Source organism: Pollutimonas bauzanensis, assembly GCF_900129885.1.
Taxonomy (GTDB): Bacteria; Pseudomonadota; Gammaproteobacteria; order Burkholderiales; family Burkholderiaceae_B; genus Pollutimonas; species Pollutimonas bauzanensis.
The window spans coordinates 1-22,081 of record NZ_FQXE01000026.1; the positions used below are offsets into that span (position 1 = coordinate 1).

The 22,081-nt window shown below is 64.0% G+C and carries 17 protein-coding genes, 1 rRNA gene, 1 other RNA gene and 1 pseudogene; 18 read left to right on the plus strand and 2 right to left on the minus strand.

What is annotated here, in order from left to right:
• Positions 1 to 17: 17 nt before the first annotated feature.
• Together rrf and BUB23_RS25615 are read left to right on the plus strand one after the other, a co-directional pair.
• A 5S ribosomal RNA gene (gene rrf / locus BUB23_RS25610) occupies positions 18 to 130 on the plus strand.
• Between the two features lie 294 nt (positions 131 to 424).
• Entirely contained in the window at positions 425 to 790 is a 366-nt protein-coding gene (locus BUB23_RS25615) for a DUF4870 family protein (RefSeq protein ID WP_073110100.1), read from the plus strand.
• A gap of 83 nt (positions 791 to 873) precedes the next feature.
• On the opposite strand, the gene BUB23_RS25620 is transcribed toward BUB23_RS25615, so the two are convergent.
• Positions 874 to 1,146, minus strand: coding sequence for an SWIB/MDM2 domain-containing protein (locus BUB23_RS25620; protein WP_073110102.1), 273 nt, complete (start codon positions 1,144 to 1,146; stop codon positions 874 to 876).
• 207 nt (positions 1,147 to 1,353) lie between these two features.
• Here BUB23_RS25620 and BUB23_RS25625 point away from each other — a divergent pair, with 207 nt between their 5' ends.
• Together BUB23_RS25625 and pyrC are read left to right on the plus strand one after the other, a co-directional pair.
• The gene (locus BUB23_RS25625) at positions 1,354 to 2,553 is read left to right on the plus strand and encodes a M20 aminoacylase family protein (protein WP_073110105.1); all 1,200 of its coding nucleotides are present in this window, start codon (positions 1,354 to 1,356) and stop codon (positions 2,551 to 2,553) included.
• A gap of 33 nt (positions 2,554 to 2,586) precedes the next feature.
• Positions 2,587 to 3,636: pseudogene (gene pyrC / locus BUB23_RS25630) on the plus strand (dihydroorotase); the annotation flags it as partial.
• An 86-nt stretch (positions 3,637 to 3,722) separates the two neighbouring features.
• On the opposite strand, the gene BUB23_RS25635 reads toward pyrC, so the two are convergent.
• Entirely contained in the window at positions 3,723 to 5,534 is a 1,812-nt protein-coding gene (locus BUB23_RS25635) for an ATP-binding cassette domain-containing protein (RefSeq protein ID WP_073110107.1), read from the minus strand.
• 64 nt (positions 5,535 to 5,598) lie between these two features.
• Between BUB23_RS25635 and rnpB the strand changes: the two genes are divergently transcribed.
• From rnpB to ftsA, 14 genes are all read left to right on the plus strand, one after another.
• Positions 5,599 to 6,011: RNase P RNA component class A (gene rnpB, locus BUB23_RS25640), an RNA gene on the plus strand.
• 260 nt (positions 6,012 to 6,271) lie between these two features.
• Positions 6,272 to 6,700 (plus strand): division/cell wall cluster transcriptional repressor MraZ, encoded by a 429-nt coding sequence (mraZ, locus tag BUB23_RS25645; RefSeq protein WP_073110110.1) that lies wholly within the window; start codon positions 6,272 to 6,274, stop codon positions 6,698 to 6,700.
• Between the two features lie 8 nt (positions 6,701 to 6,708).
• Complete coding sequence (gene rsmH, locus BUB23_RS25650) at positions 6,709 to 7,779, plus strand: 16S rRNA (cytosine(1402)-N(4))-methyltransferase RsmH (RefSeq protein WP_073110112.1); 1,071 nt, start codon at positions 6,709 to 6,711, stop codon at positions 7,777 to 7,779.
• A complete protein-coding gene (gene ftsL / locus BUB23_RS25655) occupies positions 7,779 to 8,084 on the plus strand; it encodes a cell division protein FtsL (RefSeq protein ID WP_073110115.1) in 306 nt (101 codons plus the stop codon). The genes rsmH and ftsL overlap by 1 nt, the downstream gene beginning before the upstream one ends.
• A complete protein-coding gene (locus BUB23_RS25660) occupies positions 8,081 to 9,817 on the plus strand; it encodes a peptidoglycan D,D-transpeptidase FtsI family protein (protein WP_073110118.1) in 1,737 nt (578 codons plus the stop codon). Before ftsL ends, BUB23_RS25660 begins: the two co-directional genes overlap by 4 nt.
• Positions 9,814 to 12,615: a bifunctional UDP-N-acetylmuramoyl-L-alanyl-D-glutamate--2,6-diaminopimelate ligase MurE/UDP-N-acetylmuramoyl-tripeptide--D-alanyl-D-alanine ligase MurF gene (gene murF / locus BUB23_RS25665; protein ID WP_073110120.1), complete on the plus strand. Its 2,802-nt coding sequence runs from the start codon at positions 9,814 to 9,816 to the stop codon at positions 12,613 to 12,615. Before BUB23_RS25660 ends, murF begins: the two co-directional genes overlap by 4 nt.
• Positions 12,605 to 13,777 (plus strand): phospho-N-acetylmuramoyl-pentapeptide-transferase, encoded by a 1,173-nt coding sequence (gene mraY / locus BUB23_RS25670; protein ID WP_073110122.1) that lies wholly within the window; start codon positions 12,605 to 12,607, stop codon positions 13,775 to 13,777. Before murF ends, mraY begins: the two co-directional genes overlap by 11 nt.
• Positions 13,774 to 15,303, plus strand: coding sequence for a UDP-N-acetylmuramoyl-L-alanine--D-glutamate ligase (gene murD, locus BUB23_RS25675; RefSeq protein WP_073110124.1), 1,530 nt, complete (start codon positions 13,774 to 13,776; stop codon positions 15,301 to 15,303). Before mraY ends, murD begins: the two co-directional genes overlap by 4 nt.
• Entirely contained in the window at positions 15,300 to 16,493 is a 1,194-nt protein-coding gene (gene ftsW / locus BUB23_RS25680) for a putative lipid II flippase FtsW (protein WP_073110127.1), read from the plus strand. Before murD ends, ftsW begins: the two co-directional genes overlap by 4 nt.
• Positions 16,490 to 17,566, plus strand: a complete 1,077-nt coding sequence (gene murG / locus BUB23_RS25685) for an undecaprenyldiphospho-muramoylpentapeptide beta-N-acetylglucosaminyltransferase (protein ID WP_073110129.1) — start codon at positions 16,490 to 16,492, stop codon at positions 17,564 to 17,566. The genes ftsW and murG overlap by 4 nt, the downstream gene beginning before the upstream one ends.
• Complete coding sequence (gene murC / locus BUB23_RS25690; protein WP_073110131.1) at positions 17,563 to 18,969, plus strand: UDP-N-acetylmuramate--L-alanine ligase; 1,407 nt, start codon at positions 17,563 to 17,565, stop codon at positions 18,967 to 18,969. Before murG ends, murC begins: the two co-directional genes overlap by 4 nt.
• Positions 18,966 to 19,913 carry a D-alanine--D-alanine ligase gene (locus tag BUB23_RS25695; protein WP_073110134.1) on the plus strand — a complete coding sequence of 316 codons (948 nt, stop codon included), beginning with the start codon at positions 18,966 to 18,968 and terminating at the stop codon, positions 19,911 to 19,913. Before murC ends, BUB23_RS25695 begins: the two co-directional genes overlap by 4 nt.
• 13 nt (positions 19,914 to 19,926) lie before the next feature.
• Positions 19,927 to 20,718: a cell division protein FtsQ/DivIB gene (locus BUB23_RS25700; protein WP_073110136.1), complete on the plus strand. Its 792-nt coding sequence runs from the start codon at positions 19,927 to 19,929 to the stop codon at positions 20,716 to 20,718.
• 6 nt (positions 20,719 to 20,724) lie between these two features.
• Positions 20,725 to 21,951, plus strand: a complete 1,227-nt coding sequence (gene ftsA / locus BUB23_RS25705) for a cell division protein FtsA (RefSeq protein ID WP_073110138.1) — start codon at positions 20,725 to 20,727, stop codon at positions 21,949 to 21,951.
• Positions 21,952 to 22,081 lie beyond the last annotated feature (130 nt).

The window sequence follows — 22,081 nt, forward strand, 5'->3', positions numbered from 1 at the left end:
CGCGACACCCGGTTACGCTTGACGACCATAGCGAGGTGGTCCCACTCCTTCCCATCCCGAACAGGAACGTGAAACGCCTTTGCGCCGATGATAGTGGACGTACGTCTGTGAAAGTAGGTCATCGTCAGGCTCTTATTGAAAACCCAACCCCCAGCAGGGCAACCCGCTGGGGGTTTGGCGTTGGGGCGCGCAATTGACGCGGCCGCGAATCTGGCCTGGTGCGCGCCGGCCAAGGCAAGCCCTGCCGGAGTCGGGCCAGGCCTGGCGCCTCGGGGCCTGGCCAGGCCGGCGAGGGCCGGCGTGCGGGCGATGCCGCAAAAGGTCCGCTACGCCCGGCTCGCCCGGCGCATCCGGCCTGTGTGTAAAATAGCGTACGGTAACGATACCGGCAGCTTTCCCCTACATTGTTTCTCCGGAGGTTTGTATGACCCAGGCGTATCCGCCAGAAGACGGCAAGGGCTTGTCGATGCGCAATTTGACGCATCTTATCTATGGTCTTTTTGCGCTGGGCTTGCTTAGCGCCGGCTTTTTCGGGATTGCCACGATCGCAGCCGTGGTGCTTGCCTACCTGAAACGCTCGGACGCGGCCGGCACGGTATACGCCAGGCACTTCGACTGGGTGATCAAGACGTTTTGGTGGGGCTTGCTGTGGGTCGTGCTCAGCGCCCTGGCGACCTTTATTTTCATAGGCTGGATCACCGGCCTGATCGCTCTGGTCTGGATCGTCTACCGCATCATCAAGGGCTGGCTTGCGCTGGCTTCCGGCCAACCGCCGGTCGCTGAATACTGATTTACCCGGCATCGCAAAAAAACACCCCAAAAAAAACGCCGCCTGGCTCGCCTGGCAGCGTTTTTTTTATGTCTTCGGACACCTTATTTGAGGTGGCCGCTTACCAGCTTGGTGAGTTCGAACATTGATACTTGTTCTTTGCCGAACAAGGGGCGCAATTTGTCGTCGGCATTGATATTGCGACGGTTGGCAGGATCTTGCAGATCGTGTTTCTTGATGTAGTCCCAGATTTTTTTGGTGACTTCAGTGCGTGGGACTGCCTCGGGTCCGATAATGGCAGCTAAGGTAGCACTAGGTGTAAGTGGCTTCATGAACGCCGCATTGGGTTTACGGGCGGGTTTCTCGGTTGTTGCCATAGAGTAGGGCTCCTAACTGATAGTTAAAAAAACATTTCCCCAGCAGCATAACGTGAGATTCCCATAAAGACAAAGTAATTTGTGCAGGAGAATTTGTCCGCAGCTAGGGTTAGCCCCCATCCTGAGGCCAGGCATCGCAGTGTGATAATGTCGCAGGCGGGACCAGAGTATCCAATATACGCTTGTTTTATCAGGAGTATTTAGTCGATGTATGCCAGAAGTGTTTTCGAATCCATCAGTCTTTTCCATGATGAGCTGAGCGCCATCCGCCAGGATATCCACGCCCACCCCGAGCTGGGCTTCCAGGAAGCGCGCACTTCCGCCCTGGTGGCCAATGCGCTGACGGCGCTGGGCTACACGGTTCACCGCGGCATCGGCAAGACCGGCGTGGTCGGCTTGCTGGACGGCCGGCAAACCGACAGCGGCCGCAGCATAGGCTTGCGCGCCGACATGGATGCCTTGCCCATCCTCGAGCAGGGCGCGCGGCCCTACGCATCGACCAACCCGGGAGTCATGCACGCCTGCGGCCACGATGGCCATACCGCGGTGCTGCTGGGCGCCGCCCGCTATCTTGCCGAAACCCGCAATTTCAACGGCCGGGCCGTGCTGATCTTCCAGCCGGCCGAAGAAGGCCTGGGCGGGGCCAAGGCCATGCTGGACGACGGCTTGTTCGAACGCTTTCCCTGCGATGCCATTTACGGCCTGCACAACTGGCCCGGGCTGCCACCGGGAGTCATAGGCGTGAACCCGGGCCCCATGATGGCGGCGGCGGATCACTTCGAAATCCATATCGAAGGGCGCGGCGGCCATGGCGCCCACGCCTATCAAACCAACGACCCCGTCGTGATCGCGGCGCAGTTGATCACCGCGCTGCAAACCATCGTGTCGCGCAATGTCCCGGCCCCCGATTCGGCCGTGGTGACGGTTGCGGCCGTTACCGCCGGCAATCTGCAGGCCATGAACGTCATCCCGAAAGACGCCCACATGGTCGGCACGGTGCGCACCTTCAATCCGGTCGTGCAGGAACAGATCATCCAGCGCATGCAAGAGGTGGTGGACGGGATCGCGGCGGCTTTCAAGGCCAGGATCCAGATGAAATACCACCGGCTGTTCCCGGCTACGGTCAATACGCCGGAACACGCGGCATTTGTCGCCGACGTGGCCACCGAATTGTTCGGCGCCGACATGGTGGTGCCCCATCTTGCGCCATCGATGGGGTCCGAGGATTTTTCGTTCATGCTGCAGCGCCGGCCGGGCGCCTACTTCCGGCTGGGCCAGGGCGGCGCCGAGGCCGGCTGCGTGCTGCATAATTCGGCCTTCGATTTCAACGACGCCGTGATTCCCGTGGGGAGCGCGATGTTCTGCCGCCTGGTGGAGCGCAGCATGCCGCTGCCATCCGGGCGATAATGCCGGATTCGCCCTATTTGAATATTGACTAGCATGCAAAGCACCCCTGACACCCTGACGATAATCCGGCCTGACGATTGGCATCTTCATTTGCGCGACGGCGCGGTGCTGGATTCCGTCGTGGCCGATACGGCGCGGCAATTCGCCCGCGCCATCATCATGCCCAACCTGAAGCCGCCGGTCACGACCACCGAACTGGCCGTGGCTTACCGGGACCGCATCGGCCTGGCGCTGGAGCGGGCGGGTATCCCGCAAGGCGCTTTCACTCCGCTGATGACGCTGTACCTGACCGACAATACCAGCGCGGCCGAGGTGAAGCGGGCCAGCCAGTCGGGCGCGGTGCACGGGATCAAGCTGTACCCCGCCGGGGCCACCACCAATTCGGACGCCGGGGTCACCGACCTGCTGGGGCGCTGCGCGGCGGCGCTGGAGGCCATGCAGGTGGCCGGGATGCCCTTGCTGGTGCACGGCGAAGTCACCGATCCGGCTATCGACCTGTTCGACCGCGAGGCGGTATTCATCGACCGCGTCATGATCCCGCTGCGGCGCGCCTTTCCGGAACTGAAAGTGGTGTTCGAGCACCTTACCACCCGCGACGGCGTGGATTACGTGCGCCAGGCCGAAGGCCCCGTGGCCGCCACCATCACCGCCCATCATTTGCTGTACAACCGCAATGCCCTGTTCCAGGGCGGCATCAGGCCACACTGGTACTGCCTGCCGGTGCTCAAGCGCGAGCAGCACCGTCTTGCCTTGCTGGAGGCGGCGACCAGCGGCGCGGGGCGTTTCTTTCTGGGAACGGACAGCGCGCCGCACCCCAAGGGCCTGAAGGAGCATGCCTGCGGCTGCGCCGGCTGTTATACGGCTTTGCACGCCATGGAACTCTACGCCACGGCCTTCGATTCGGTGGGCCGGCTGGATGCGCTGGAGGCATTCGCCAGCCTGAACGGACCGGCGTTTTATGGCTTGCCTGTCAACCAGGGCACGCTCACCCTGCTGCGCCAGCCCTACCGGATCCCGGCGGAGCTGCCCATGGCGGAAACGACGGTCGTGCCGCTGGCCGCCGGCGAGTCCCTGGGCTGGAAGGTAGCCACTGCTGTCGCTGCGGCTTGCGCCTTGTCTGACCAGCCCATGCATCCGGATTTGAGTGCGCGAACTAAGCAAACAGGGCACTAGGCCGGATTGCCGCCGTTCTTCTTTTCTTCCAGCGCTTCCCATCGCGCGAACAAGGTATTCAGTTGCTGCTCGATGGCATGCAGTTGCCCGTTGATGACATCGACTTCATCCGGCGCGTCGCGGTACAGGCTGCCGTCGGCGAGCTTGGCCGCCAACTGCGTCTGTTTGGCCTCCAGCTGCGCGATGGTGTCGGGGATCTCCTCAAGCTCGCGCAGCTCCCACGAGGTCACCCGCGGCGCCTTGGCGGGCTGGGCGCGTTCCGCGGCGGCCGCTTCTTTCCTGCTTTTTTTTTCGGCTGCGGGATCGGGCTGCTCGGGGCGCTGCGCCAGCCACTCGTCATAGCCTCCCACATATTCCTGCCAGTGGCCGTTTTCCTCGGCGGCGTAGGTCTGGGTGACCACGTTGTCAAGAAAGGCCCGGTCATGGCTGACCAGCAGCACCGTGCCGGGATAATCCTGCAGCAAGTCTTCCAGCAGTTCCAGCGTTTCGATGTCCAGGTCATTGGTGGGTTCGTCCAGCACCAGGATATTGGTGGGCCGGGCGAACATGCGGGCCAGCACCAGGCGCGCGCGCTCCCCGCCGGATAGGCTCTGGACCGGTGAATGCGCGCGGGCGGGCGGGAAAAGGAAATCTTCCAGGTAGCTCATGACATGCTTGCGCTGGTCGCCGATTTCTATCCATTCGCTGCCTGGATTGATGGTGTCGGCCAGGGTGGCGGTTTCATCCAATTGCTCGCGCATCTGGTCGAAATAGCCCACCGTCAGGTTGGTGCCAAGGCGAACTGTGCCGCTGGTGGGCTGCAGTTCCCCGAGGATGATTTTCAGCAGCGTGGTCTTGCCGGCGCCATTGGGGCCGATCAGGCCTATGCGGTCCTTGCGCATGATGGTGGTCGAGAAGTCGCGTATCAGCACGCGGTCGCCGTAGCTGTGGCTGACATTCTCGAGTTCCACGACCAGCTTGCCGGAGCGCTGGCCTTCGGCGACGGCCAGGCTGACGTTGCCGACGCGTTCGCGCCGCGATGCGCGGTCGCGCCGCAGTTGTTCCAGCCGCCGCACCCGGCCTTCGTTGCGCGTGCGCCGCGCTTCGACGCCCTTGCGTATCCAGGCTTCTTCCTGGGCCAGCACTTTGTCGAACTTGGCATTCTGCTGTTTTTCGGCTTCCAGCCATTCGGCCTTGCGCTGCTGCCAGGTCGAGAAGTTGCCCGGAAAGCTGAATAGCTTGCCGCGGTCGAGTTCGACTATGCGTGTCGCCACGGCGTCCAGGAAGCGGCGGTCGTGGGTGATGATGATGGTGCTGCAGCGGGCATTGATCAGCAGGTTTTCCAGCCAGCTGATGCCGATGAAGTCCAGGTGGTTGGTGGGCTCGTCCAGCAGCAGCAGGTCGGGCTCGTCGGCGAGGGCGCGCGCCAGCGCGACCCGCTTGCGCGTGCCGCCCGACAGGCCGGCGACGAGCGCGTCGGCGGACAGGCCCAGTTGCTCGATCAAGGCATTGACGCGGGAAGGCCGCTGCCAGTCCTCGCTTTCGGTGATGTCGCCGCAAAGCGTGTCGAACACGGTGAGCGATTCGTCGAGCTCCGGCTCCTGCTCGACGGTGGAGATTTTCAAGCCGCCCAGGCGCATGATTTCGCCGTCATCGGGGGTCGTGCGGCCGTCCAGCAATTTGAGCAGGGACGATTTGCCGGCCCCGTTGCGCCCGATGAGGCCGATGCGCTCGCCGGGCTGGATCGCGAAATCGGCATGATCCAGCAGGGGATGGTGTCCGTAGGCGAGCTGGACGCCGCTTAGGGTAATGAGGGTATTGGCAGCCATAAAAGCAAAAAAACCAGTAGTCAGGAGTAAAGATGCTATTGTCGCAGGTTACACTGGCATCTGTGAGGCAGGTTGGGCAATCGCGGTGCTTATGGCATCGAGGAAGGTCCGGACTCCACAGAGCGGGGTAGCGGCTAACGGCCGCCCACCCGTGCGCCGCGCAATTTGCGCGTCGCACGGTTGAGGAACAGGGCCACAGAGACGAGTCTGCGGCGCGGGCGCACTATGTGCGCACTGGCACGGCCATCTCCGTGCTGCGTGCCGGGGCAACCCGGTACGGCGCGGCAGGGTGAAACGCGGCAACCTCTACCCGGAGCAACATCAAATAGGCATACGCCTGGCTTCGTGCCAAAAGAGCGGCTCGCTCGAGTATGCGGGTAGATGGCTAGAGCCCGGCAGCAATGCCGGGCCCAGAGGAATGATTGCCCGCCAGGTTCGCCTGGTGTACAGAATCCGGCCTATAGGCCTGCCTCACTCTTTATTCTCGCTTCTTCCTCCTGGGAAGTGTCAGTAATTGCAAAGCCCCCTGGGCAGTCCTTGCGCATCTCGTGACAAAGGACTTGCAGATACTTCGCCAATTTCTTGATTTCACTACATATTTTTTTGACGCCGCTCTCGCAGGCCGCGCTAAGTACTTGTTGTAATTGAAAAAATTGCAACGAGGCGCTTGACCTGTTGCATTCCATCCCGTAGAGTGGGGAAAAGTAGGTTTTTGTGTAAAAAAGTGGGGAAGAATTTTGTTCCAGGGTAGCAGTGCTCTCACGTTGGATGCCAAAGGGCGGGTCTCGATCCCGACCAGGCACCGCGACGCGCTCGTTTCCCAGGTCGAAGGTCGCCTGACCCTCACGCGCCATCCCGATGGCTGTCTGCTTGTGTACCCCCGCAACGCATGGGAAGAAAAACGCGAGCAGATAGCCAAGTTCCCCATGTCGGCCCGTCCCTTGCAGCGCTTGTTGCTCGGCAATGCCCAGGATGTGGATATGGACGGCTCGGGCCGCATCCTGGTCGCGCCTGAGTTGCGCAATGCAGCCGGCCTGACCCGCGATGTCATGCTTTTGGGAATGGGCAGCCATTTCGAACTGTGGGATTCCGCCGAATGGGCGCGCCGCGAGGCCGAAGATCTTGCCAAGGGCATGCCCGAGGTCCTGGAACATTTTTCATTCTGAATCCGCTTATGGAGTTTTTGCACCGATCCGTCCTGTTGGAGCCGACGGTCAACGCCCTCGTTGATCCTGATTTCGGCGCCAAGAGGAAACGCGAGCCCGCCACGGGCATGCCGCCGGCATTGGCCGAAGGGGTGTTCGTCGATGGCACGTTCGGTCGTGGCGGCCACAGCCGCCTTCTGCTGTCCCGCTTGTCGGCGCAAGCCAGGCTGGTGGTGTTCGACAAGGATCCGCAGGCCATAGAGGCCGCTCACGCCTTGCAGCGCGAGGACGCGCGGGTCATGGTGGTGCATGGCGGCTTTGGGTCGATGCCGCAGGAGCTGGAACGGCTGGGCCTGGAAAAGGTTGACGGCGTCATGCTCGACCTGGGGTTTTCATCCCCTCAGATCGACGACGCCAGCAGGGGGTTTTCGTTCATGCGCGAAGGCCCGCTGGATATGCGGATGGATACCAGCAGCGGACTCACCGCTGCGCAATGGCTGGCGCAAGTCAGTGTTGAAGAGTTAAAGGAGGTCATAGCAAAATATGGCGAAGAACGGTTTGCTTTCCAGATTGCAAAGGCGGTTGTTGCTCGCCGCGAATCCAGGCCGCTGCGTACAACGCTCGACCTCGCCGAGCTCGTCGCCAGCGTCGTCCGTACGCGGGAAAAGGGCCAACACCCGGCCACTCGTACCTTTCAGGCTATACGGATTCACATCAATGAAGAACTCGAGGAGCTCGCGCTCGCCCTCGCGGCAGTTCTAAAGGTACTGGCCCCGGGAGGGCGTCTGGCGGTGATCAGCTTTCATTCTCTTGAAGACCGCATGGTCAAGCAGTGCATAGCGGCGGCGGCAAAGCCGGCCGAGGCACAGGCCCGCCTGCCCATTTTCGAGAAGGACATGCCGCAACCCATCCTGCGCTCGCTGGGGCGCATATTGCCCACCGCCGAGCAGGCCGCGGACAATGTGCGGGCCCGCTCGGCGGTCCTGCGGGTGGCCGAGCGCACGGCGACGCCCTTGCCCAAGGATCAGGGCGCCTCTTTTGTCACCGCCATGCGCCTGGTTTCGGGCCAGGCGGCGACAAGCAAAAGAGGGCGCAGATAATGGGACGCCTGAGCATTCTTTTCGCGATCCTCCTCATGGTCTCGGCCATATCCCTGGTCACGGCCCGGTTCCAGTCCCGCCAATTGTTCGTGCTGACCGACAGCCTGCAGGACAAGGCCCGCGAGCTCGACACCGATTGGCGCCGCCTGCAGCTGGAGCGCGCCGAACTCGCGCGCAATGCCCGCATCGACGGCGCCGCGCGTGAAGAACTGGAAATGGTTTCCACTTCGCCGGACAGGACTATTTACATCAAGGCCAATGCGCCCAGGCCGGCCGCGGCCGGCCACGGGGAGGGCCGCCCATGAAACGCGTGCGCTTCTACGACAGCCCCGTGCTGAATGTCCAGATGCCCTTGTGGCGTTCGCGCCTGGTGCTGATTCTGCTGATGCTGGGCTTTGCCGCTCTGGCCGCCAAGGCCATGTACCTGCAGGGCCTGTCCACCGAATTCCTGCAGCAGCAGGGCGAGCGGCGCTACGAGCGCACGCTGGTGCTGCCCGCGACCCGCGGCAAGATATTCGACAGCAGCGGTTCGGTCGTGCTGGCATCGAGCGTGCCGGTGCGGGCCATCTGGGCCATTCCCGAGGATACGCGCGGCGCCAGCGAGGCCCAGTTGGCGGAACTCGGCAAGCTGCTGGAGCTTCCCGTCAAGGACATCAAGAGCCGGCTGGTGGATGAGGAAAAGAACTTCGTCTATGTCAAACGCCAGGTGCCCATGGACATCGCCGACAAGATACGGAAAATGAAGGTTCCCGGCTTCCATCAGCAGGTGGAAATGCGCCGCTACTACCCCGAGGGCAATATCGCGGCGCATGTCGTCGGCTTCACCAACATCGAGGACCAGGGCATCGAGGGCGTCGAGCTGGCGTTCAATTCGGAGCTCTCGGGCAAGCCGGGATCGCGCCGCGTGATCAAGGATCGCCTGGGCCGGGTGGTGGAAGACGTGCAGACGATAGTGCCCCCCGTCAACGGGCAGGACTTGAACCTGTCGATCGATTCCGGCCTGCAGTTCGACACCTACACCGCGCTCAAGAAAGCGATGGACGAGAACAAGGCCAAGGCCGCCGCAGGCATCGTGATTGACGTGCGCACCGGCGAGGTCCTGGCCCTGGTCAATTTGCCCACCTACGATCCCAACGACCGCGATGACCGCAAGGGCCCCGTCTTGCGCAACCGCGCCCTGACCGATACGTTCGAGCCGGGCTCCATCATGAAGCCATTTACGGCGGCGCTGGCGCTGGACATCCAGCGCATCAGCACTTCCACGCTTTTCGATACCGGCAATGGCCAGTATCGCTATCAGGGTTCGACGATTTCGGACGTCAGCCGCAACGGCACGCTGAATGTGGCCGGAATCCTGCGGCGTTCGAGCAATATCGGCATGACCATGATTTCCGAAAAACTGACTTCCCAGGAAATGTGGACCAAGTTCACTGAATTGGGTTTCGGCCGCGCGCCCCAGGCCAATTTCCCCGGCGTGGCGTCGGGGCGCTTGCGTCCGTGGGAGCGCTGGCGCCCCATCGAGAGGGCCACCATGGCCTACGGCTATGGCCTGTCGGTTTCGCTGCTGCAGATCGCCCACGCCTACACGGCCTTCGCCCGGAATGGCGACATGGTCTCGCTGACCTTGCTCAAGCGGGAAGGCAAGCCCACCAGCGTGCAGGTTTACACCCCCACGGTCGCGGGCCAGATCCGCGCCATGCTGGAAGCCGCGGCCGGGCCGGATGGCGCCAAGCTCGCGCAGGTGCAGGGATACCGCGTGGCCGGCAAAAGCGGCACGGCGCGCAAGATCGTGAACGGCAAGTACAGCACGACGCAATATCGCAGTTCGTTCGTGGGCTTCGCCCCGGTCTCGAACCCGCGCATCGTGGTCGCGGTGACCCTGGACGAGCCGCATGCGGGCGCCTATTATGGCGGCCGGGTCGCGGCGCCCATCTTTGCCAGCGTGGTCGCCAGCACATTGCGCCGGATGGGCGTCCAGCCCGACGCGCCGATCGAGTCATTGGTGGCTGTCGGTCCGAAAGGGGAGACGCCGCAATGATGCCGCAAGAAATCGTCTCCTGGCTGAACCGGCATGTGGCGCGGACAGCGCATCTGGGCCTGGACTCGCGCCAGCTTCATGCTGGCGATGTGTTTTTTGCCTGCCCCGGCCTGACCAGCGACGGGCGCTTGTTCGTCCAGCAGGCTGTCGAGCAGGGAGCGGCCGCCATCGTGCTGCAGGCCGGCGGCGCAGCCGCGGCGCAGCCGGCCATGGCCACGGCCATTCCGGTCCTGGAAGTCGACGGCTTGTCGGAAAAGCTCGGCCTGATCGCGCATCTGTGGTACGGCGAGCCGTCGCTGGCCTTGACCATCGTGGCGGTCACCGGCACCAATGGCAAGACCACTTGTGTCCAGTGGATCGCCGCCGCCTTGAATGCCGAGCAGGTGCCTTGCGGGACCATAGGCACGCTGGGCGTCTCTTTGCCCGACGGCTCGCGCCTGGGCGGCGCGCTGACCACTCCCGATGTCCTGACCATGCACCGCAGCCTTGCGGCGATGCGCGACGCCGGCGCGACCGTGGTGGCGCTGGAAGCATCCTCGATAGGCATAGCGCAGGGACGCCTGGATCACGTGCATATTGAAATTGCGGCGTTTACCAACCTGACGCGCGATCACCTCGACTACCATGGCACGCTGCAGAACTACAAGCTGGCGAAATTCGCGCTGTTCGATATGCCCGGCCTGCGCGCCGCGGTGATCAATGCCGACGATCCGGCCGGCCGGGATTTGCTGGCGGCGGCGTCCTTGCTCCACCCCCTGGCTTATTCCCTGGGCGGCTACAAGGCGGCCGCCATCCAGGCGCACGACATACAAGCGAGCGCTTATGGCCTGGTATTCAATCTGGCCACGCAGGATGGCACGGCGCAATTGCTGACGCGCTTGCTGGGCGAGCACAATATTTCCAATCTGCTGCTGGTCTGCGGCGTGCTGCAGGAGCTGGGCTGGGAATTGCCGCGCATTGCCCGCGTCCTGGCCACGTTGAATTGCGTGGAAGGGCGGCTGCAAATAGTGGAAGCCCCGGGCGGCGCCGCGGCGGCGGCCGCCACGGCGCTGGTCGTGGTCGACTATGCGCATACGCCGGATGCGCTGGAGCGCGCCCTGCTGGCGCTGCGCGGCGTTGCGGCGGCCCGCGCGGGCCGCCTGATCTGCGTGTTCGGCTGCGGCGGCGGCCGCGACAGCGGCAAGCGCCCCATCATGGGCCGCATTGCCGCCACGCTGGCGGACAGCGTCGTTCTCGCCAACGACAACCCGCGCATGGAGGATCCGCAGGCCATCGCCGGGCAAATCGCCTCGGGCATGCCGCGGGCGCCGCGCATCGAGCTGGACCGCGCGCTCGCCATCATGTCGGCCATCTGGACCGCGCATGCCAGCGATGTGGTGCTGCTGGCGGGCAAGGGCCATGAAACCTACCAGGAAACAAATGGCGCGCGCCTGCCCTTCGACGACCGCGAGTGGGCCCGTTTTGCACTGAGCTGGCGGCGCGGCCTGACGCTTTCGACCGATTCGCGCAATATCCAGGCGGGCCAGCTGTTCGTCGCGATCAAGGGCGACACCTTCGATGGCCATGCCTATCTCGCCCAGGTCCAGGAAGCCGGAGCCAGCGGCGCGATCGTGGCGCAGCGCGATGAGTCGCTCAGCCTGCCGCAGTTCGCCCTGGGCGACACCAGGCAGGCCTTGATCCGCATCAGCACGGCGTGGCGCCGGCTTTTCGTCCTGCCGCTCATCGGCGTGACGGGCAGCAACGGCAAGACCACCACCAAGGAAATGATTGCGTCCATCTTGCGCGCCTGGCTGGGCGCCGACGTCAGCCTGGCCACGCAAGGCAACCTGAATAACGACATTGGCGTGCCCTTGACCATCTTGCGCTTGAACGATCAGCACCGGGCGGCCGTGGTGGAGCTGGGCATGAACCATCCCGGCGAAATCGCGCTGCTGGCCGATATCGCCCAGCCTACCGTGGCCCTGGTCAATAACGCCCAGCGCGAGCACCAGGAGTTCATGCATACCGTTGCCGCGGTGGCGGCGGAAAACGGCGCCGTGATCGCCTCCCTGCCCGCGGACGGCGTGGCGGTGTTCCCGGGCGATGACGAGTACGCCGCCTTGTGGCGCGGCCTGGCGGGCCGGCGCAAGGTGATGGACTTCGGCTTGGCCCCGGCATTCGCCGTCCATGCCGAGCAGATCCATGCCGAGCCCACGCGCACGCTATGCCAGTTGCATACGCCGGCGGGCAGCGCCAGCCTGGTCCTTTCCACGCCGGGCTTGCACAATTTGCGCAACGCGCTGGCCGCCGCCGCCTGCGCCTGCGCCGCCGGCGCATCGCTGGCGGCCATCGTGCAAGGCCTTGAAGCCTTCAATCCGGTGTCCGGCCGCATGCAGCCGCGCCAGCTTGCCGATGGCTACCAGCTGATCGACGATACCTATAACGCCAACCCAGATTCGGTGCGCGCCGCCATCGATGTGCTGGCGCAACTGGCGGGCAGAAAAATACTGGTGCTGGGCGATATGGGCGAGGTGGGAGCCGACAGCCACGCCATGCATGCCGAAGTGGGCGCCTACGCGCAGGAACGCGGCGTCGATGTCTTGCTGACATTCGGTCCGGCCAGCGCCCATGCGGCAAGCGCCTTTGGGCCCGGGGCCCAGGCGTTCGACGCCATCGACGCGCTGACGGGCTATCTTGTAACGCTCGTTCCGGCCCATATCCTCGTCAAGGGATCGCGCAGCATGCGCATGGAAAGAGTAGTGCGGGCACTTGAAACAGAATTAATAAACAAAGAAAAAGGGGCTCGCCATGCTACTTGAACTGGCGCGTTGGCTGTCGGATTCACATGTGCGCGCTTTTGGTGTGTTCGAATACATTACGTTCCGCGCCGTGCTGGCCTGCGGCACGGCATTGCTGATAGGCCTGTTTGCCGGACCTTGCGTCATCCGCAAGCTGACCGAACTGAAAATCGGCCAGGCTGTGCGGGCCTACGGCCCCGAATCGCACCTGTTGAAGAACGGCACGCCGACCATGGGCGGCGTGCTCATCCTGATTTCCGTCGGCGTCAGCACCCTGCTGTGGGCCGACTGGACCAACCGTTTCGTCTGGGTGGTCTTGCTGGTCACCTTCGGTTTCGGCTGGATAGGCTGGGCCGACGATTACAAGAAGGTCGTCAATCGCGACCCGGAAGGCATGTCGTCGCGCCGCAAATTCTTCTGGCAGGCATTGATAGGCATCGTCGCCGCGGTCTACCTGAGCTTTGCCGTCTCGGCGCCCGCCAATGCCGAACTCTGGCCTTTGTTCCGGGACTGGGTGCTGAGCGGCCTGACCATGCCTTTGCCCACCCGCGCCGATCTTATCGTGCCTTTCTTCAAGAGCGTGAGCTATCCCCTGGGCGTGTTCGGCTTCGTGGCATTGACCTGGCTGGTGATCGTGGGTTCGAGCAATGCGGTCAATCTTACCGACGGCCTGGACGGCCTGGCCATCATGCCCACCGTCATGGTCGGCAGCGCGCTGGGGATCTTCGCGTATGTGGTGGGCCGCGTCGATTATTCGAAATACCTGCTGTTTCCCTACATACCCGGGGCCTCGGAATTGATGGTCATATGCGCCGCCATCGCCGGGGCGGGGCTTGCCTTCCTGTGGTTCAACGCCTATCCGGCCCAGGTATTCATGGGCGACGTGGGCGCGCTGGCGCTGGGCGGCGCATTGGGAACCATCGCCGTCATCGTGCGCCAGGAAATCGTCCTTTTCATCATGGGCGGGGTCTTTGTCGTCGAGACGCTCTCCGTGATGCTGCAGGTGACCTGGTTCAAGTACACCAAGCGGCGCTACGGGGAAGGGCGGCGTATTTTCCGCATGGCGCCGCTGCACCATCATTTCGAGGTCAGCGGCTGGAAAGAAACCCAGGTCGTCGTGAGATTCTGGATTATCAGCATGATGCTCGTGCTTATTGGCCTGGCAAGTTTGAAACTGCGATGAACACAATGACTTTTCCCTCGCTGCGCGTCGACGGCCTGACCCTGATCCTGGGGTTGGGCGAGACCGGCGCGGCTGCCGCCCTATGGTGCGCGCAGCATGGCGCGGCCTTGCGCGTGCTGGATACGCGCACGCAGCCGGGGGGACTGGCGGGCCTGCGGGCCGATCTGGACGAAACCCGCGTCGACTACCGCCTTGGCGAGCAGGTGTTCACCGAAGATGCCCTGCGCGATGTGCATACCATCGTGCTCAGCCCCGGCCTCGCTCCCTCCCGGGAACCCGTCAAGTCGTTTCTCGCCCTGGCCGCGCAACGCAATATTGAAGTGCTGGGCGAGATCGAGCTCTTCGCCCGCGCGCTGGCCGATATGTCGGAGCAGGGCTATAAGCCGGGCGTGCTGGCGGTAACGGGAACCAACGGCAAGACCACAGTGACCGCCATGGCCCGCCAACTGGTGCAGGCCAGCGGCCGCAGCGCCCGGGCCGCCGGCAATATCAGCCCGGCCGCATTGGCGGCGCTGCGCGCAGCGTTGGCGGCGGATGATTTGCCGGATGTCTGGGTGCTGGAGCTGTCCAGCTTTCAGCTCGAATCCACCCATACCCTGGCGGCCGACGCCGCCGTGGTGCTGAACGTGACGCAGGACCACCTGGACTGGCACGGCTCCATGCAGGACTATGCCGCGGCCAAGGCCAGGCTGCTGAAGATGGCGAAAATTGCCATTGTCAATCGCGACGACCCGCTGGTGCTCGGCATGGTGCCCGATATCAAGGGGCTGGCGGTGCGCAGTTTCGGCCGCGATCTGCCCGAACTGGAAGGCGACCTGGGTCTGGAGAGCAGCAATGGCATGCTGTGGCTCGCCGCGGCGGATAGCGCCGATTTCGACCAGCCGGTCGCCGCCGGGCGGCGCAAGAAGGCTGCCAGCGTACCGGTGCGCGGCACCGGGCGCGCCACGCGCTTGATGCCTGTGGACGCCTTGCGCGTGCGCGGCCGGCACAACGCGCTGAACGCCCTGGCTGCCTTGGCCCTGGTGCGCAGCCTGGGCCTGGGTTGGGCCGGCATGCTGCATGCCCTGAGGGACTATCACGGCGAAGCCCATCGCACGGAATTCGTGCGCACGGTCGCGGGCGTCGATTTTGTCAACGACAGCAAGGGCACCAATGTCGGGGCGACCGTAGCCGCCCTGGAAGGCATGGGCCATGGGGTGGTATTGATAGCGGGCGGCCTGGGAAAAGGCCAGGATTTTGCCCCGCTGGCCAAAGCGGCCCGCGCGCATGCCCGCGCCGTCGTATTGATCGGCCAGGATGCGGCGCTGATAGAGCAGGCCCTGGCGGGGGCCGAGATGCCGGTCGAACGCGCGCCATCATTGGCCCAGGCCGTGGCGCGCGGCCTCGAGCTGGCGCAAGCCGGCGATACCGTCCTGCTTTCGCCGGCCTGCGCCAGCATGGACATGTTCAAGAATTATGCTCACCGCGGGCTTTGCTTTGTCGCCGAGGTGAACGAACTGGCCTTGAGCCGCGGGGAGGTGGCATGAGCCTGTTCGCCGACTTGACCTCGGGCGTCAACGCCGTAAGGCCGGGGCGCACGACGATGCCCAGCTTCGACATTCCGATGATGATCGCGGCCAGCATACTGGTGCTGTTCGGACTGCTCATGGTTTATTCGGCATCCATCGCGCTGGCCGACGGCCCGCGCTACGAAAGCTATGGGCGTTTTTATTTTGTGATCCGCCACGGCCTGTTCATCGTGGTGGGCCTGTTTTGCGCGCTGTTCGCGATAAGCATACCCATGAAAGTCTGGCAGAAGTCGGCGGTGCCGCTGTTCCTGCTTTGCCTGGTGCTGTTGCTGGTCGTCCTGGTGCCCGGCATAGGGCGCGAGGTGAACGGCGCGCGGCGCTGGCTGCCTCTGGGTCCGATCAATTTCCAGCCATCGGAACTGATGAAGCTGGCCGTGCTGCTGTACGCGGCCGACTACACCGTGCGCAAGCAGGAATATATGCAGAATTTCGTGCGCGGCTTCCTGCCCATGGCCTGCGCGCTGGCGGTGGTCGGCATGGTGCTGCTGCTGGAGCCCGACCTGGGCGCCTTCATGGTGATAGTGGCCATTGCGGTAGGCATCCTGTTCATCGGCGGCATCAACGGCAAGCTGTTCTCCACGCTGCTCGGCATCATGGTCGGCAGCTTCCTGCTGCTGATCTGGCTTTCGCCCTGGCGCCGCGAGCGCCTGTTCGTGTACCTGGACCCATGGAACCCGGACAATGCCTATGGCAGCGCCTACCAGTTGTCCCACTCCCTGATTGCGCTGGGCCGGGGCGAGTGGTTCGGCGTCGGCCTGGGCGCCAGTATCGAAAAACTGCATTACCTGCCCGAGGCGCATACCGATTTCATCGTCGCGGTCATCGGCGAGGAACTCGGTTTCGTGGGACTCAGCTGCCTGATCGCCCTGTTCGTCTATATCGTCTGGCGCGGCTTCGAAATCGGCCGCCAGGCCATCGCCATGGAGCGCATCTTCAACGGTCTGGTGGCCCAGGGCGTGGTGCTATGGTTCGGCGTGCAGACCTTCATCAACATCGGCGTATGCGTGGGCCTGCTGCCGACCAAGGGCCTGACCCTGCCCATGGTCAGCTATGGCGGGTCGGGGATCGTGATGAACCTGATCGCGATGGCGCTGCTGCTGCGGGTCGATTTCGAGAATCGCAATCTGATGCGGGGCAAGCGGACATGAGCACGACTCCAACCTTGCTGATCATGGCTGGCGGCACCGGCGGGCACATCATGCCCGGGCTGGCGATCGCCCATGAGATGAAGGCGCGCGGCTGGCGGGTGCTGTGGCTGGGCCATCCCGAGCGGATGGAGGGCAGGCTGGTGCCGCCCCAGGGGTTCGAGCTGGTGCCTCTGCGTTTTTCCGGCCTGCGCGGCAAGGGGCCGGCGGCGCTGCTCAAGCTGCCGTTTACCCTGGCCCGCGCATGCTGGCAGGCCCGCAAATCGCTGCGCCATGCAAAGCCCGATGTGGTGCTGGGCATGGGCGGATATGTCGCTTTCCCGGGCGGCGTGATGGCCGCCCTGCAGCGCACGCCTGTCGTCATTCATGAACAGAATGCGGTGGCGGGCACCGCGAATCGCTGGCTGGCAAAGCTGGCAAGCAAAGTCCTGGTCGGCTTTCCGGGCGCCTTGCCGGGCGCGGTCATGGTCGGCAATCCCGTCAGGCAGGCCCTGGCCGAAGTGGAGCCCGCAGCGCAGCGCTATGCCGGCCGCCAGGGCCCCTTGCGCTTGCTGGTGGTGGGCGGCAGCCAGGGCGCGGCCGCGCTCAATGCCGTGGTGCCGCAGGCGCTGGCGCTGCTCGCCGGGCATGAACGGCCCATCGTCATGCATCAGGCCGGCGAACGGCATGTGGCGGGCTTGCGCGAGACCTACGAGGACCTGGGCGTGCAGGCGCAATGCCACGCCTTTATCGACGACATGGCGGCGGCGCTGGCCGATGCCGATGTGGTGATCTGCCGGGCCGGCGCCATGGCGGTGGCCGAAGTGGCCGCGGTCGGCGTTGCGGCCCTGTTCGTGCCCTTGCCGCATGCCATAGACGACCACCAGACCGCCAACGCCCGCTACCTGAGCGAATGCCATGGCGCATGGCTGCAGAAACAGTCCGAGCTGACGCCGGAATGGCTGGCCCAGTGGCTGCGCGCGACGAGCCGCGCGCAACTGGCCGAGGTCGCCCGTCATGCCCATGAACACGCTTGCTTGAATGCAACCCGGCAGATCGCCGACGCGTGCGAACAATTAGCAGGGAGCCAGGCGTGAAGCACCGTATTCAAAGCATCCATTTCGTAGGCATAGGCGGATCCGGGATGAGCGGCATCGCCGAGGTGATGCTGACCCTGGGCTATTCCATAAGCGGCTCCGACATACAGGAATCGGCGGTGACCCGCCGCCTGGCCGGCTTGGGCGCGCGCATTACCATCGGCCATCATGCCGAGAACATCAAGGGGGCCGGCGCCATCGTCACCTCCACGGCGGTGTCGGGCGACAACCCGGAAGTTCTTGCCGCGCGCGCCGCGCGGATCCCGGTAGTGCCGCGCGCCCTGATGCTGGCCGAACTGATGCGCCTCAAGCGCGGCATTGCCGTGGCCGGAACGCATGGCAAGACGACCACCACCAGCCTGGTCGCCAGCGTGCTGGCCGCCGGCGACCTGGACCCCACTTTCGTGATCGGCGGACGCCTTAATTCGGCAGGGGCCAATGCGCGCCTGGGCCAGGGCGACTTCATCGTGGTCGAGGCCGACGAGTCCGATGCGTCCTTCCTGAATCTGTTGCCGGTGATGGCGATCATCACCAATATCGACGTCGACCACATGGACACCTACGGCCATGATGTGGCCCGCCTGAAAAGCGCTTTCATCGAATTCACGCAGCGCCTGCCATTCTATGGCAGCGCGGTGCTGTGCGGCGACGACGCCAATGTGCGTGAAATCATTCCCTTTGTGTCGCGCCCCGTCACCACCTATGGCATCGAGACCGACGCCCAGGTGCGCGCCGTGAATCTCAGGGCCGATGGCACCGTCATGCGCTTCGACGTGGAAAGGCAGGGCGCCACCGGCATGCTGCCGTCCATGTCGATAGCGCTGAATCTGCCGGGCCGGCATAACGTTCTCAACGCCCTGGCGGCCATCGCCGTGGCGACCGAGCTGGGCGTCGCCGATGGGGCCATCGCCGATGCCCTGGCCAACTTCAATGGCGTGGGCCGCCGCTTCACGCAGGTGGGCGATTTCGCCGTGCCGCGACAGCACGGCGGCGGCACGTTCACCCTTATCGACGACTATGGCCACCACCCTGTCGAGATGGCCGCCACGCTGGCCGCGGCGCGCGGCGCCTGGCCGCAGCGCCGCATCGTGCTGGCCTTCCAGCCGCACCGCTACACGCGCACCCGCGACTGCTTCGAGGATTTCGTGCGCGTCCTGGGTTCGGCCGATGCGGTGCTGCTGACCGACGTTTATCCGGCGGGCGAGCAGCCCCTGGTGGCCGCCGACGGCAGGGCGCTGGCGCGCGCGCTGCGCGTGGCCGGACGGGTCGAGCCGGTGTTCATCGAGGATGTGGCCGAGCTGCCGCAGGCGATACGGGATTTCGCGCGCGACGGCGATGTAGTGGTGGTGATGGGCGCCGGATCGATCAGCCGCGTGCCGGCGCAACTAGGAGAATATGCATGAAAGGAAATTTTGGCCGGGTAGGGGTGTTGTACGGCGGCCGTTCGGCTGAACGCGAAGTCTCGCTGATGTCGGGCCAGCGCGTGCACGAGGCCTTGCGCAGCGTGGGCATAGACGCCCATCTGTTCGATACCGGCCGGTATACGCTGGTCGACCTGATCAACGCCGGCTTCGACCGTGTATTCATCGCCCTGCACGGCCGCTACGGCGAAGACGGCACCCTGCAGGGCGCGCTTGAGCTGCTGAACCTGCCTTATACGGGCAGCGGTCCGCTGGGATCCAGCCTGTCCATGGACAAGATCATGACCAAGAAGGTGTGGCTGCAGCAGCAGTTGCCCACGCCGGCCTTTGCGGTATTGACCGACGGCTGCGACCTGGATCGCGTCGCCCGCGAACTGGGTCTGCCCATGATCATCAAGCCGCCGCACGAGGGCTCGACGCTGGGCGTGACCCGGGTCGATGAGCTTGCCGGGCTGCGCCGCGCCTACGAACTGGCGGCGCAATACGACGAAGAAGTGCTGGCCGAACAATTCATCGAGGGCCGCGAGCTCACGGTGCCGGTGCTGGGCAAAGGCAAATCGGCGCGCGCCCTGCCCATAGTCGAAATCGTGGCGCCTGGCGGCAACTACGATTACGAGCATAAATATGTATCAAACGATACCCAGTATATTTGCCCCGCCGCCCTCGACCCGGCCCTGGCCGATTCGATATTGCGCATTGCCGAGCAGGCCTATGTGGCGCTGGCCTGCGAAGGCTGGGGGCGGGCCGACTTCATGCTGGACAGCGCCGGCAAGCCCTGGCTGCTGGAAATGAATACCTCGCCCGGCATGACCAGCCATTCGCTGGTGCCCATGGGCGCCGAGGCGGCCGGCATGAGCTATGCCGAGCTGTGCGTCGCCATATTGTCCACCGCGTGCTGCAAAGTGCAGCCGCCTTCAGCCGTCTGAACAGGAGCCCATAGTGTTTTCCGACGCCCGCCTCACCAACTTCATTGCGAACACGCTGGCATTGCTGGCCGTGCTGGCAATGATGGCGGGCGGCGTCGTGTGGCTGGCCCAGCGCCCTTATTTTTCGATAGCGAAAATACAGATAGCGCCGATGCAGACCGATACACTGAATTACGTCTCTGCGGCCAGTGTTCGCGCGACAATAGCCGGGAAAATCGCGGGCAACTTCTTTTCGGTCGACCTGGACGACACCCGCGAGCTGATCGAGACGGTGCCATGGGTGCGCCATGCGCGCATACGCCGCGTATGGCCCGATGCGCTATCGATACAGATCGAAGAACAGCAGCCCCTGGCCTTGTGGAACGAAGACCAGATGATCAATTCCTGGGGCGAGGCCTTTGCCGCGAACCAGGGCGAGCTCGACGATGACGCCGATTTGCCGCAGTTGAACGGTCCCGACAGCTCCGAGCGGCTGGTGGTGCAGCGCTACGCGGAAATAGCCCGCTGGTTCGCGCCGCTCAACCTGCGTGTCCTCGAAGTCACGCTCAGCCCCCGATATGCATGGGACGTCAAGCTGTCGGACGGCATCCATTTAAGCCTGGGGCGCGATCCGGCCGCCGATGTGGCCGATCCCCACGGGCGTTCCGGCGCGCTGCCGTTTGCGGCGCGCATCGAACGCTTCGTCCAGGCCTGGCCGACCCTGGCCCAGCGGCTGGATGGCCGCGCCATCAGTAACGCCGATTTACGCTATTCCAACGGATTTGCCATTACGTTGGCCCCTGTTTCCAATACCTCTACCAAATAAAAGACTATGACCCGTGACATCAAGGACCTGATCGTTGCACTCGACATCGGCACCAGCAAAGTGGTGGCCGTAGTGGCAGAAATATTGCCAGAAGGGCGTTTCGAAGTATTGGGCCTGGGCCAGCACGAATCCCAGGGGATGCGCAAAGGCGTGGTGGTCAATATCGAATCGACCGTCAATTCGATCCAGCGCGCGCTGGAAGAGGCCGAGCTGATGGCCGACTGCAAGATTCGCGAAGTTTATACGGGGATCGCCGGCAGCCATATCACCAGCTTCAATTCCAGCGGCATGGTGGCCGTCAAGGACAAGGAGGTCACCGCCACCGACGTGGCCCGCGTGATCGAGACGGCCAAGGCGGTCAACATTCCGACCGATCAGCAAGTCCTGCATGTGCTGACCCAGGAATTCATCGTCGACTCGCAAGAGGACATACGCGAGCCCATAGGCATGAGCGGCCTGCGCCTGGAAGTGCGGGTCCACATCGTGACCGGGGCCGTCAGCGCCGCCCAGAACATCGTCAAGTGCGTGCGCCGCTGCGGCCTGGAGGTGCAGGACCTCATCCTGCAGCCGCTGGCTTCGAGCCTGGCCTGCCTGACGTCGGATGAAAAAGAATTGGGCGTGGTGCTGGTGGATGTCGGCGGCGGCACGACCGACATCGCTATCTTCACCGGCGGCGCGATCCGCCACACGGCGGTGGTGCCTATCGCCGGCGACCAGATCACCAGCGATATCGCCGCCATGCTGCGCACGCCGACTCCCGATGCCGAGGAAATCAAGCTGCGCTTCGGCATTGCCAAGCAGGTGCTGGCCAACGCCGATGAGCACATCGAAGTGCCGGGCCTGGGCGACAGGCCCAACCGCCAGGTCAAGCGCCAGGCGCTGGGCGCGGTCATCGAACCGCGCATCGAAGAACTCTTCACCTTCGTGCAGCAGATCGTGCGCGAATCGGGCTACGAGGATTTGCTGGCTTCCGGCGTGGTGCTGACCGGCGGCACATCGCTCATGCCGGGCATCGTCGAGCTGGCCGAGGACGTATTTCTGAAACCGGTGCGCATCGGGGTGCCTTCTTATGAAGGCAGCCTGGCCGATGTCATGCACAATCCGCGTTTTTCCACCGTGATGGGCCTGCTGTCCGAGGCCCGTTTGCAGCGCGCCAGGGGGCGCAAAGTGGCGCAGCAGAAAGGCAGCTTCAAGAGCCTGCTGGCGCGCATGAAGGAGTGGTTCATGAATTAGGGGTAGCGCCCTAAAGGGCAGGTGGGATAAGCCTGCTCCCGGAGGCGTTTCAAATCAGATGCGAGTCGCCAAGGCAGGCATTTCCTTTGAAACCATTCCGAACAATAAGGTAGTTCTGGGGAAAGAAACT

What these genes read in the sequence shown, in the direction of transcription:
- BUB23_RS25615 (WP_073110100.1), top strand. Translation starts at nt 425, where the DNA reads ATGACCCAGGCGTATCCGCCAGAAGACGGCAAGGGCTTGTCGATGCGC.
- BUB23_RS25620 (WP_073110102.1), bottom strand. Translation starts at nt 1,146, where the DNA reads ATGGCAACAACCGAGAAACCCGCCCGTAAACCCAATGCGGCGTTCATG.
- BUB23_RS25625 (WP_073110105.1), top strand. Translation starts at nt 1,354, where the DNA reads ATGTATGCCAGAAGTGTTTTCGAATCCATCAGTCTTTTCCATGATGAG.
- BUB23_RS25635 (WP_073110107.1), bottom strand. Translation starts at nt 5,534, where the DNA reads ATGGCTGCCAATACCCTCATTACCCTAAGCGGCGTCCAGCTCGCCTAC.
- rsmH (WP_073110112.1), top strand. Translation starts at nt 6,709, where the DNA reads ATGGAGTTTTTGCACCGATCCGTCCTGTTGGAGCCGACGGTCAACGCC.
- ftsL (WP_073110115.1), top strand. Translation starts at nt 7,779, where the DNA reads ATGGGACGCCTGAGCATTCTTTTCGCGATCCTCCTCATGGTCTCGGCC.
- BUB23_RS25660 (WP_073110118.1), top strand. Translation starts at nt 8,081, where the DNA reads ATGAAACGCGTGCGCTTCTACGACAGCCCCGTGCTGAATGTCCAGATG.
- murF (WP_073110120.1), top strand. Translation starts at nt 9,814, where the DNA reads ATGATGCCGCAAGAAATCGTCTCCTGGCTGAACCGGCATGTGGCGCGG.
- mraY (WP_073110122.1), top strand. Translation starts at nt 12,605, where the DNA reads ATGCTACTTGAACTGGCGCGTTGGCTGTCGGATTCACATGTGCGCGCT.
- murD (WP_073110124.1), top strand. Translation starts at nt 13,774, where the DNA reads ATGAACACAATGACTTTTCCCTCGCTGCGCGTCGACGGCCTGACCCTG.
- ftsW (WP_073110127.1), top strand. Translation starts at nt 15,300, where the DNA reads ATGAGCCTGTTCGCCGACTTGACCTCGGGCGTCAACGCCGTAAGGCCG.
- murG (WP_073110129.1), top strand. Translation starts at nt 16,490, where the DNA reads ATGAGCACGACTCCAACCTTGCTGATCATGGCTGGCGGCACCGGCGGG.
- BUB23_RS25695 (WP_073110134.1), top strand. Translation starts at nt 18,966, where the DNA reads ATGAAAGGAAATTTTGGCCGGGTAGGGGTGTTGTACGGCGGCCGTTCG.
- ftsA (WP_073110138.1), top strand. Translation starts at nt 20,725, where the DNA reads ATGACCCGTGACATCAAGGACCTGATCGTTGCACTCGACATCGGCACC.